We start from the raw sequence: 11,628 nt of genomic DNA on the forward strand, positions 1-11,628 counted from the left end.
TCGCCAGGCTTCTAAACCCAATCCCGCAGTGCGTCAGTGCTGCGGGATTTTTTATGGGTGACGAATGTGCTGGATCGACGCCTCTTTGCGCATAGTGTGTTGCACCGTGAGAGGGGATCAGCGTATTTTGCTCTGGCGGCTTTACCTCGCAGGGTGTGCGTTTAGTGCCAAAGTATTAAAACGCAGTGAGCTTAGCAGTGGCTAAAGGCAGAGTGGGATTTGATCCCGGGGGTAGGTTGATGCCGCAAAGAACCACATTTCGATCGCGTAACGGGTGTTTGTCATGCTTTTGTCGATACCGGTCCTGTGCAGTGTCAGCTGGTCGAACAGCAGCGCGTCTCCTGTTTCAAAAACAGGGCGTACGATATTTTTCTCGCCGTAACCCGCAGCAGTGTCGTTACTGATCGACCAGTCGAAAATGTCTTTTCCTCCTGGCTTGACTAACTCTTTAAAAGGCCACGGGAAGATGTCCAGACTAGGCGCATCTACGCCGCACGGTGTGAACGCCGTCCAGATATTTAGAGAGCGTGTGTCTGTCCCAAGAAATGAGCCATCTTGGTGCCAGCCCGCCAGCGCAGTTGGCTCGGTCCGTCGCAATGTTGATTTTTTGACTGACAGAGCGGTGCGCTCGCCGAAGTACTCATTTACCACTTTGTTAAAATCAGCAGCATAAAGCGCATCAAGATGACGAAATAATGCCCTTGGAGAATCCACCGCTAAAACGCCGCCACCATCTGTGGCAAAGGCTCTGTCCAAACCGCCAAACTCATAACCATCGCAAGCTCTAAAAGGCGAGTACCATTCAGTTCTATCAGCTACAAGAGCGTTTTTGGAAGTCGTAACACCGTCGAAAGCTGCATCTATTGCTTCACGAATTCCTGCAGCTCTTTTCTCATCTACGAGTCCTCGAACTAACAGCGAGCCGTGGTGTTGAATGGCGGAAGCAATGGTTTCAGCAGTTAGTTCTGAAGCAAGCACCTCTGGAATCGATGCTTCACAATCCGGGAACAGGTCGTCTACAGGTTTAGGCCATGGCCCAGGCGGAGTGTCATCTACAACTTCTGCAAATGCTTGATGGCGAATCTTGACGAGGCGCCTCTCTATCTCGCCATTTTCAACCCGTTGGTTTGCCTTTGAAAGTACTTGAATTGCATCGTCCCAGGCCCCGTCAGCTACAAGTTTATCGGCCTCTTGTATTACGGTATTGGCTTCTATTGCGACCATGAACGCCTACTATTTTCAGTGTAATAGTAAAAAAACAATGTAGCCTACTTTAGATCGGCCTACAACAGCGTACCTATTATCATTTTTTAGGATCGTATTACGCTAAAATCGAGTTGTTTTTAGCTCCCGTCCCATACTTTATGACATGCATTATTGAGTCTTCATATGACGCGATCGCTTCCTCCGTCGATAGGGATTTGAGCGCCAGTTGTAGCCGCAAATACATCGCCCGCCATTACTGAGAGTAAGCGGCCAACATCTTGCGATCTAATTTCCTTTTTGAGCAAGTTTTTGGTTTTGTATTCTGCAACGCTCAGATTGTAACGTTTCGCTGACTTATTAAGCGTCTCTTCGGTCCATAATTCTGTGTCAAATACTGCATCGGGATGCACAACATTAACCCGAATTCCAGCGGCAGCCAGCTCCAAAGCGGCGACTCTGGCAAGTTGCGTGATTCCTGCCTTACTCACTGAATACGCGGCGGCGCCTCTGCCTGGCGCGGAAAAATTACGGGATCCCACTAAAAGGAGAGACGGATTGACCCCGAATTTCAGGTAAGGAATTGTCGTGCTCATGAAGCGCTGAGTTGCCGTCAGATTAATACTCAGGGTCTGGTCCCAGGACTCAGGACTAAGATCCTCTACATACTCTCCGGCATTGAATATTCCAGCATTACAAACGGCTATATCGATACCTCCGTAGGCCGCCACCACTTGCTCTACGGCTTCTGTCATTGCCTGATCGTCGGTCAGATCACAGCAAATACCAAGCATTCCATCCTTTTCGAGAGAGTCGTTTATCGCGGGGTTGATATCTATGCCAACAACCACTGCACCGTCGGCAAAAAGTGAATTGCAGCACGCCCGCCCGATGCCACTGTAGGCGCCTGTCACGACAGCAATTTTACCCGCGTGGGGCTTGGCGATTGCAGGTGTCTTCCCCAGCTTTGCTTGCTCCAGTTCCCAGTATTCCATCTCAAAGATATCGAGTTCAGGCAGCGCCGCCCACCCTCCGAGAGACTCACCGGTTTGAACAGCCCAGCGAGTGTGGCGCACTATATCTGAAATAATCGTGCATTCACTAACGCTGGATCCAAAAGCTATAGAGCCAGAATTTCTCCAAACTGCATAGCGAGGTGCTTGATCAAGAATCTTCTGATGAGGCTGACTGTGCCGTTCATAATATTTTTTATATTCCTCTACAAACTCGGCCACCTCGGGAACCCCTTGTTCTGGCTTGTTACCGATGATCACTGGTATGCGCTTAGTGCGTATCACATGGTCAGGCGTTATTGGCCCCCTGAGGGCAATATCTTTAAGACTGTCTAGTCGCGCGTAGCCCACAGCGTCAGCGGTATTTTCTAGAATAGCTAACTGCGCCTTTCCGCGAGCGCAGCAAACTGCCTGCCGAATTCGTGCGAGATCTTGTAGATCAATCGGGCCGTTTTTTGCTGTGGCGAGTGGTTTCGCATTTTCGCTGATGAAATCTTCAGCGCGGGTAACGAGCTCAATCATATTTTCATACGCTTCTTTTGCATCATCACTGAAAGTAAAAACGCCATGATTCTGCAGGATGATGCCTTTGCACTGCGACAAATCGGTGACTTTTATAGCATCATTCACCTGCCTGGAAAGGATAAAGCCAGGCATGATGTACGGAAGTATGAGGCAGTCAGGAAATAAATCCGCAAGTATCTCCTCGCCGCGCGGATTATTAGAGAGAGTAACAATAGCGTCTGTGTGTGTGTGGTCGATAAACTTTGGCGGCAATATTGCGTGCAATATGGCTTCTACAGAGGGAGAGGGAGCTGAAGGATCAAGCATGAGCGCGCGCAACTGACGAGTCATATCCGTATCAGATAGAGCCTCAAGATCTGCTAGCATTTTCGTTTCTTTTAGTCGCAGGGCAGGAAAGCCTTTTTGCTCTATAGTTTTTAAATCCCATCCGCTACCTTTTACATACAGCACATCAAGCGGGTTGCCGAAAAAATCCTGAACTTTGGCTTTTACGGATGTGTTGCCACCCCCGTGCATAACAAGATTTTCCTCAGACCCCAGGAGTCGCGATGTATAGACTCGCATGGCGAGACTATTATCCTCCAAAGCGGCGGCATCTTCTTCGCACCATAAACTTTGCATTGTAAAAAATCCTGTGTCGCGAAAATAACGTTATTGAGGTCCTATTTCCTCACAGAGCCAGCACGTGGGTCAAGGCAGGGAGAGGATGTATTTTATCGCTAGTTCAACCCTCATATTCGTAAGAGCAAATCTGAGGCTTTTTCGCGTCAATACCCTGCCGCGAGGGAGCGCGCGAAATCATACAGTTCTATGTCGGCCCAGTTATCTTTTGCAATACGACTTTCGAACTCATCTGATACTTTTTGAGTTGCGCCGACATTCCGCTTAGGCATGGTTTGTATTTCCCAGGAATACCGGTCCCGCAGTTGGTGGAGGAACTGATCATAAGTCTCGGTGACACCAACCAGTTCTACATGGGTAAGATTCTTTTTAGCGGTATCTAGTCTATTTCTGTCGATAGCGATGACGCCGGTGCTGGGGACGAAAGATTCGAGAGTAAAACGTGCCGGATTCAATTTCTCGAATTCGACGACTTCTTCAGATAAGTTTTCCCGAGTAATCAAATCCTGTAGTGATGGAATCGCAGGTGCATTGTCGGCGAAGCGTATCTTCGTCATGGCCTCAGCTACCGACATGGAAAACATCTTTGTTTGATAGTTCTGGATAAACGTATGTTTAAACCAGGCTCTTTCGTAAATCTCTTCCAAGGAAATATTTTCGTGCTCTTTATGGTATTGGCGACAATGCTTGAGATAGGACAAAGTCCGATCTACCGGGTGGCGTAATATTGTCATCGTTTCATAATGGCCATGCAGCAGCGAGCGTACAGCATAGGGAACATGTGCGCTCGCCACCCGCAGTTGTGACCCTAGTGAGTTAACGTCTTGTACAAAGGCCGGGACATCTGTGTAGGACTGAATTCGCCTCGCGTAATCGGTATCAGTGTTAAAGCAGGCGTTGGGATATCGAACCTTGTCGGAGAAATTAATCTTTAGAATATCTGCGAATGATGTCCCACCAGTCTTCATTACATGAATAAATAGAAATCGTTTATTGTTTAGTGGCGCCATTGTAGAACCTAATCTGGTATCGCTCACATACCTAAAAGGTGGTGAGGAAAAATGATTTCACTCAGGATATTTTACTTGAATCATAGAGTAAGTGGGCTGAGCAATCGCCTATTAGGTCTACATGCATTTCTCGAACTGAAAAAACCCATGACGATCCTGTATTGACAAAACGGTCATGATATCTGCCGGAGATTATGGGCTGCAACGGCAGGGAATCTGTTGATTGAATCACTGTGTAGTATGAGCGAGCGTTAGCTTCAGAAGAGCCATCTTCCAGCTCGATAATTACGTTCGTAGTCAGGTGTTTAGTCATTGGCGTTCCGGCTGGCGCGTACAGCCTCGCTGATTGCTGATACATCTGCAAGACCTCGTCGTAGCCGGTACAGCGAGAATTATGCGCAGGCGATACGATCACTGCATTTCTAAATAGCTCGGCCACACCTTTCAGGTCTCCCGCATCGATCAGCTCTGCGTAGTGGTAGATCAGATTTTCAATGTGTCGGCTGTCATTCATTGGCAGCATAGGCGGCTCCTGGGTGCTTTTTCATAAATACCCACATGCCTTACAACTACTCATTGTAGCTGGTGGTTGTTTATGTGGTGCTGATGGCGGGAATAAGATCAGCAGCTAACATGCCATCGGGATGTTTATCTCCATAGTCGAGTAAACGCCCCAGTGCGACATCGATATCACGGCTGACCTTCAGCAAGGATTGCTCTAGTTCAGTGACTGTTTCTGCTGTGGTTTCGCCTTCACTAAGTGCACGAAGTTCTTCAGTCAGCATGTTAATAGGGTCGTGATTACAGGTTTTGCAGACAGGCTCTCGACTTACCACCATGGCCAGTTTTTGTCGGGAGACTTGCAAGAAACTATAGTCAAAGACTGATCCGAGACTTGCCTGCTTTCGCCAGTCAGAACAGCAGAGATAGTAATTTCCATCGTAGCCGACGAACAGAAAACCCCAGGGCGCTCCGCACAAAGGGGGTGTGTCACCTTGTGTTAACTTTTGACGCGCTCTCACCATCTCACTGTATTGCTCAAACTGCATGTGCTCGACAAATAGCGCTCCACCTCGATTAATGACACTGTAGTCATGAAACTTTTTCAGGCCACGTTCACGCCAGAATGTCTGCATCGCCTTAATATGCTCACGACTATCGTGGTGATCGACGAGGATAATAACGGGTGTACAGCGGCCCTCCGCCAACTTGGCGAAGCGTGTGATATTTTCGCAGGTCGAGTCAAAGGGCAGGTTGTATATTTCTTCGTACTCTTCGTGAAGGTCAGAGATATTGATATAGATCTCGTCCAGCCCCGCATCCAGAATTTCGTGAGTCTTGTCTTCGGTCAGTAGGGCTCCATTGGAAGACATGGAGCAGGTAAAACCCTCTGCCTTCACTTTTTTGATATACGAGATAGTGTTTTTATTGATCAGGGGTTCACCGAGCCCACAGAGGCTAACAACAACCTCCAGGCCGGAGACGTCCTGCACTACCTTGCGGTATTCCACTGCACGGGCGAGCGCCTTGTCGAAAGTTTCAACGTCCATGACGCCCTGATGCGGTGTGGCATCCCTAGGGCAAAAGTGGCATGTGGCATTGCATCGATTGGTGACTTCGATGTCGATGGTTAAAAACATATTTTACTCGTAGCGGCGTGACTCAAAAAATGATGGCACCTAAGGCGATGGACTGTCAAGAAGTGTGCCTGTTTATGCGTTATCTGACTCATATCAGGCGAAATTCGTCATAATTTCGGACATTTCGTCGGTTATAAGGGCTTGCCCGTATTTCACCCCGTGAGGAAGTTGCTGGTTGAAACACTCACAGGTTGTCGATTTTTAGTCAGTCTTGCTTGCACAGTTCGGCATTCATTAGGCTAACAGGCGTGAGTGACAGTTTTTCACGCGCGAAGAGAGATTGATAGAAATCGGTAAACTGTGGCCGGATATTAGGGGCGTATGGGTCAGAAAAAGAACCCAGCATTAGGTTAGAAAATCGTGCCCTGCCGTTATAGTTCACGAAAGTCGGTTGGCTGAGTGCCCCATTGGTATCGGGTCGTTCCGGCAATCCCTGTTTGTAGTCACGAAGAAAGCCCGAGGAGTAAAGCTTCAGTTCTGACCGCGGATCTCGCTTGGCAAGATGCCCCCGGGGCTGTATGTAGCCCGTGAGCACAATGGCATTGCACCGGTTGGGCTCAAAACTTGCGTCCCTGAGTATGCTGTTACCCATGTGCCATTCCACGCCATGGCCCGGCTGATAGAGCAACTCCCAGCCATTTTTCTGTCCCGCGAGGACAACAGTTTCAGCTGAGGCAGGGTGGGGAAGCAGATCCGATAGCGGTCCGATTTCCAGGCCGATGGCAAAACCGTGCCTCAGCGGTGTACGCATAGCATCAAACCCGCCATAAAGCGTCTGTCCAGCCACAGACGCCTGGCTTTCAATCACAGGAAGCAAACTTTTTTCCCAGTGTTGTGACCAGAAACTGTCGGTCAGATCTTGCAGAATGGCGGTATTGTTGGCAGAGACATCATTGTCGGCGGACGGGTTTGCCGCGAGGTGGTAAAGGTGAGGTGGCATGCCTGAGCCCTGCTGGCTGGTCAGTCGCCAAGCACCTGAGGCAGACAGTGTGCTGAAATTCACCAGATTGACGTTGGGGCTATATATTTCCCAGCTCCTGCTGCGTTGGGCAAGTATGTGTTCCCCGAGTAGTGCTGGCCAAAGCGTTTCACCATCGAGCCGCCTAGCGACAGGCTGGTTTGCCGCCGTGAGAAGTGTGGGATACAAATCGACATTCATAACAACATCGTCAATTATTTGACCTTCAGAAATATGACCGGGCCAGCTGATAATTAGCGGAGTGCGGAAGCTGCCCTCAAATAGCTCGCCCTTCTTTCCGAAAAAGGGGTAATTATTGTCTCTCTCAACATTGGTCCCCCCGTTGTCGCTGATAAAAACGACAAGCGTGTTATTCCTGTCGATGGTCTTGAGAATTCGTCCTACGGCATCATCCATTTGTGTGACGAGTGCGGTGTACCTTCCCGCTGGAGTATCTGGAAAAAGGCTGGCGTAGCGCGGTGCGGGTTGGATGGGGTGATGAGGAGCAAGGAACGCATGGTATAAAAACCAGGGCTTGCCATTTGCCTGCAGTCTATCTATCTGGGCGACCGTGTGGTCGGTAAGTATGTCGGTTAGGTGCCCCCTATGTTTTTTCTGGTTGCCGCCATTTTCGCGCAACAGGGGATTGTGATAGGTGGGTTTGCGTGTTCCGCGGTCGCTTTCCGAGACAGCTCCGGACAGCTCCCATTGATTAAGAAAGCCAAACCACTGATCAAACCCCTTGCGCCCCGGCCATGCTTCAGCTCGTTCTTCGCCCGCGTGCCATTTTCCCGTCAGGTATGTGTTATACCCCGATTGCTTCAAGGCCTCTGCAATGGTCGGAAATTCTGCCGGTATCTCTGAGCCTACAGGTCGGAAGCCCGAGCGTTCCGGGTATTGACCTGTCAGAATTCCCACTCGGCTGGGAGTGCAGGTTGCGTCGGCATAATGACGTGTGAAGGTAGCTCCCCGGTTGGCCAGCTGTTTGAGGTGAGGAGTGTTCAGGCCAGTGCTGGTTAGCGCACTGGTGTCGTTATAGCCGAGATCGTCCGCGACGATCAGGAGTATGTTTGGCCGCGCTGCCTGAGGGGTTTCACTGGAGGGGTTCACCCAGTCCAGGAGGAGATTTTTAATTCCAAGGAACCAGGAAAAGAAAAGAGCTACGACTAACAGTAGGCCCAGGGAAAGTCTGTCACCGGAAGTCGATGATGGTGCCGAGGACATTGTCTCTCTCTGGGGTCATTGTGTATCGGACAGTCTAACACTGTGAGCGAGTGACAATAAGCATTGAATAGCAGAGCTGGATTGGAGCGGTCGACTCGGCTTCATAAGAGATAATCGTGATAAATAGATCGTGCCAGATCGTCATACGGGCGCGTCTATTTGCGGACCCACTTTTCCCATACGAAGTGATAGTCCCAGACTAACGTGTGAGTTTTGCTCAGTGCGCGTCGAATATGGCGTCGTCGCTGATAGGCTCGTGGATGCCATTCATGGAACTGGATGAGGTAGCAGTCGACCTTGCTCAGTAGTTCATTCCTGATCATTTGCTCCAGCAGGGGGAACTCTGCCCCCTCAATATTTATTTTCATCAGGTCGACATTGTGCAGTTCGAGCGTGCGCCATGTAGAGGCAATATCACGAATTTCTGCCTCAGCAGTTGGCGTGTTTGCTGCAGGCCGATTGCCTGTGTAGAGCGTGGAGCCCAGGTACTCGAGGGTAATACGAGCCTGCTCATCGCGATCGCCCAGACCGTATTTGTGGGGTTTTAGACAGGGTTCAATTTGTGCCTTTTTTTCCAGGTGCGAAAAGTTGCGAGGGTCGGGCTCAAAGGCGTGAATCGTAGGGTGATAACGGTCGATAATTTCTTTGGCCCACTCGCCGGTATAGGCGCCCGCATCGACCACGATACTTGTCGAATCGAGTTCTGCCTCATAAAGTAATTGCGGGTTTTCGCTGATGGCACCGCACCAGGTATAAAAGGCCGGTCGATAGTAGTGCAATTCCATCGCGCTCAACATGAAGCCCGGTTCGAGATTTTCACGGTGACGCATATAGAGCTTACGAGGGAAGCATGCGGCTTTTTTGAGTTCGTAAAGACTAGGAAAGGTTAGCGCCATATCATCTCCGGAGCACGTCCGGAGAACATCATGCAGCTCCGGTGTGTTCCTTTTTTTAGCCGGGTGGCGCGGTGAGCCTAAAATATTACCGTGTATTCAGCTACTCAGGGCGGATCTTCTCGCTACGGGCTTGTCAGGGATTTGCTTCCCGTCATGAAACCCCGGTACTTTCTCGCCGAAATTGAGTGAAAAAAGCCGACGTCTTTCTCCACCATTATAGCTGCCATGCACGGTGCGGAAGTTCCACAAAATTAAGTCGCCGGGTTTGCTGCTCACCGTTATAGAGGGAATGTCACCACTGGCCATACCGTAAATTTCTTCGACTCCGCTCTCATCCTTGAAATTTTTACGTAAGGTGCGGGAAAAAGTCTGCTGGTGGAAATGGCTGCCCGGGATGATGCGTATGGCACCGTTATCGCCGGACAGGTCATCCAGGTAAAAAGACAGTTTCACGTGATAATGATGCAGCGGCGCCGCGTAGTCATCAGGATGCCAGTAACTTTCGCAGTAGAACAGGTTGCCATCACTGCTTGACCAGATATAGTCGGGACCGAGAATGCTCTTCACTACACCCACAACGCGCGGATCGTGTTGCAGCGGAGCGAGCGTTGGCGACTGCTCTATGAATCCCGGGATGATAAGGCGCTTCTCATCGCCGTGCAGCGCTTCCTTGGTTTCCCAGACGGGTTGTTCCTCGTTACCAAACATGCCCTCGAATCCAGCAACGATATCGTCGATATCGTTGGCGAAAAGCCCTGGAATTCTCAAGAAGCCGAACGTCTCGTAGAAGTGAATCTGCTGCGGGGTGAGCAGGTACTGGCTATCGACCTCAGCTGTGTTTTCTGGCCGGGTGGTCAGTGCTTCACTCATGGTGCTGCCTTGCAAGTTTTGCTGGATTACGGAACACGCTACCACTAATAATGAGCGTAGTGAAGTCGGATGCCCGGGGATGAGAGCCGCGTGACAGTATTTCCTTGTCTAGGTGTCCGAAGCGCTGTTTACAGTAGACTTATCAATAACTTGGTGGAATATGGCGATGAAAGGCAGCCTGCTTGCGGCGCCCTCGGAAAAGGCCTCTAGGGGCCGCTTTTCACTGGGCGTGCTTTGCCTGTGTGGTGCGATCGCCTGGCCGACTTTAGCAGCAGAGTCCGATTCTCGCCCACTGCAGAGTCGATTTCTCAGGACTGCCGGTCATCTCCAGCACACGGGTTCCTCACTGCGCTCGGCGTTTGCCAGCCTGGCCTTGTCGGAGTTGTCTCGTGCCTACCGGGATGAAGTGACGCTTGCCCGGGATGAGAGTAGAAGTGCGCAAGCAGATAAAGGGTTGAGGGGCTGGTCTCGCTCTGTGGCCGGTTATGCGCGCGAGTTGCAGCGCTTGGTAGATGATATAGAAATGGGCTTGCCGGTAAGTCTGATGGTTGAAGATCGTAAGCCCCTGGCTCTGTTCGTATCCAGCCGGTTTCTCATCCTGAGCCATCCGCGACCCTTGCAGCAGCGAATGTTTGAACATCGTGTCCTGGAGCAATTTTGTGCGCGTTACCGCTGCGAACAATTTCTGCCGGGTGAGGTGGGCTCTGGACCGATTCCGATTGCCAGGGCGTCTGTTTCGCCCGACTGGCACTTCGGTCAAGGGCTGTGGTCCTGTTCCCACCGGGGAATTCGTGTTGAGTTCAAGTACCAATCAGATATATCGACCGCAAGGGCAATCTGCGAGGAGCTCATGCGCGAGGTGTTGGCGCTGGCGGACGAGGTTGCCTGGCAGGTCATACACGCGGTGGAGGTCGATTGGGATGGGCTGGCACTAGAAGTCGCTCCCGGGTCGACGCAGCATAGTCTGCCTCTCAACGTGTCTGGTGATACGGTTCTTGCAACTTTGCCGCTACTGCATAGCACTCCAGGGCTGTTTGATAGCGTTCTGCCCTGGATCAGGGCATGGGTGACACGACGGATTGATACAACGATAGAACTGCGGGCAGAAGATTTTGGTTGGCAGGAATCGTAATGGCGTTAATTGCGGAATTTCATTACAGCGCTGAGTAATTGCCGGCAGGTTATCTGGCCAATGAGTTTACCGTTTTCGACAACGGGTCTGCGCCGCTTGTTTTTGTGCAGCATGTCCTGCGCGACATCTACGATATCCTCGTTGGGGTGAGCGACAACCAGATTGTCGGATGTCATATGATCTCTGACAATGCCAATACTGGTGTTGTTATACACAGCCCCGAGGACAGCTTCGAGGCAGTCCATTTCCGAGAGTATGCCCACGAGATTCTCCTGAGCATCGACGACGCAGACACCGGAAATTTTGTGCTCAATGATAATCCGCATGGCATCCATAACATTGTCGTCCGGCGATAATTTAACCGGGTTGTGCAACATATAGTCGCGCAGATTTACGGATTGCAACATGTAGACCTCCTGTACCCGGATCCCTTCGGTGCCATGGGGGCGAATTAAGCCTCTCTCACCTTACTCTGGCTCGAGGCATTTATACGTCGTGATGCGTTCCTATCCAGTATAGCCTCTAATTGGCAGAAA

At 50.6% G+C, this 11,628-nt stretch carries 10 protein-coding genes; 1 reads left to right on the forward strand and 9 read right to left on the reverse strand.

Going from position 1 to position 11,628, the window contains the following annotated elements; genetic code table 11:
• Positions 1-201 precede the first annotated feature (201 nt).
• The 8 genes from EYC82_RS16430 to EYC82_RS16465 form a co-directional block, all read right to left on the reverse strand.
• The gene (locus EYC82_RS16430) at positions 202-1,224 is read right to left on the reverse strand and encodes a phytanoyl-CoA dioxygenase family protein (RefSeq protein ID WP_279250715.1); all 1,023 of its coding nucleotides are present in this window, start codon (positions 1,222-1,224) and stop codon (positions 202-204) included.
• 161 nt (positions 1,225-1,385) lie between these two features.
• A complete protein-coding gene (locus EYC82_RS16435) occupies positions 1,386-3,362 on the reverse strand; it encodes a bifunctional aldolase/short-chain dehydrogenase (protein WP_279250716.1) in 1,977 nt (658 codons plus the stop codon).
• Positions 3,363-3,508: 146 nt separating this feature from the next.
• Complete coding sequence (locus EYC82_RS16440; protein ID WP_279250717.1) at positions 3,509-4,372, reverse strand: sulfotransferase family 2 domain-containing protein; 864 nt, start codon at positions 4,370-4,372, stop codon at positions 3,509-3,511.
• Between the two features lie 61 nt (positions 4,373-4,433).
• Complete coding sequence (locus EYC82_RS16445) at positions 4,434-4,895, reverse strand: nuclear transport factor 2 family protein (protein WP_279250718.1); 462 nt, start codon at positions 4,893-4,895, stop codon at positions 4,434-4,436.
• 70 nt (positions 4,896-4,965) lie between these two features.
• Positions 4,966-6,012 (reverse strand): radical SAM/SPASM domain-containing protein, encoded by a 1,047-nt coding sequence (locus EYC82_RS16450; RefSeq protein WP_279250719.1) that lies wholly within the window; start codon positions 6,010-6,012, stop codon positions 4,966-4,968.
• Positions 6,013-6,217: 205 nt separating this feature from the next.
• A complete protein-coding gene (locus EYC82_RS16455; RefSeq protein ID WP_279250720.1) occupies positions 6,218-8,194 on the reverse strand; it encodes a sulfatase family protein in 1,977 nt (658 codons plus the stop codon).
• 155 nt (positions 8,195-8,349) lie between these two features.
• Positions 8,350-9,090, reverse strand: coding sequence for an FkbM family methyltransferase (locus EYC82_RS16460; RefSeq protein WP_279250721.1), 741 nt, complete (start codon positions 9,088-9,090; stop codon positions 8,350-8,352).
• 96 nt (positions 9,091-9,186) lie between these two features.
• Positions 9,187-9,960, reverse strand: a complete 774-nt coding sequence (locus EYC82_RS16465; RefSeq protein ID WP_279250722.1) for a phytanoyl-CoA dioxygenase family protein — start codon at positions 9,958-9,960, stop codon at positions 9,187-9,189.
• 166 nt (positions 9,961-10,126) lie between these two features.
• Between EYC82_RS16465 and EYC82_RS16470 the strand changes: the two genes are divergently transcribed.
• The gene (locus EYC82_RS16470) at positions 10,127-11,092 is read left to right on the forward strand and encodes a hypothetical protein (RefSeq protein ID WP_279250723.1); all 966 of its coding nucleotides are present in this window, start codon (positions 10,127-10,129) and stop codon (positions 11,090-11,092) included.
• A gap of 5 nt (positions 11,093-11,097) precedes the next feature.
• Here EYC82_RS16470 and EYC82_RS16475 read toward each other — a convergent pair whose 3' ends face one another.
• Positions 11,098-11,499, reverse strand: coding sequence for a CBS domain-containing protein (locus EYC82_RS16475; protein WP_279250724.1), 402 nt, complete (start codon positions 11,497-11,499; stop codon positions 11,098-11,100).
• Positions 11,500-11,628 lie beyond the last annotated feature (129 nt).

This window comes from Candidatus Marimicrobium litorale, from assembly GCF_026262645.1.
GTDB lineage: Bacteria > Pseudomonadota > Gammaproteobacteria > Pseudomonadales > Halieaceae > Marimicrobium > Marimicrobium litorale.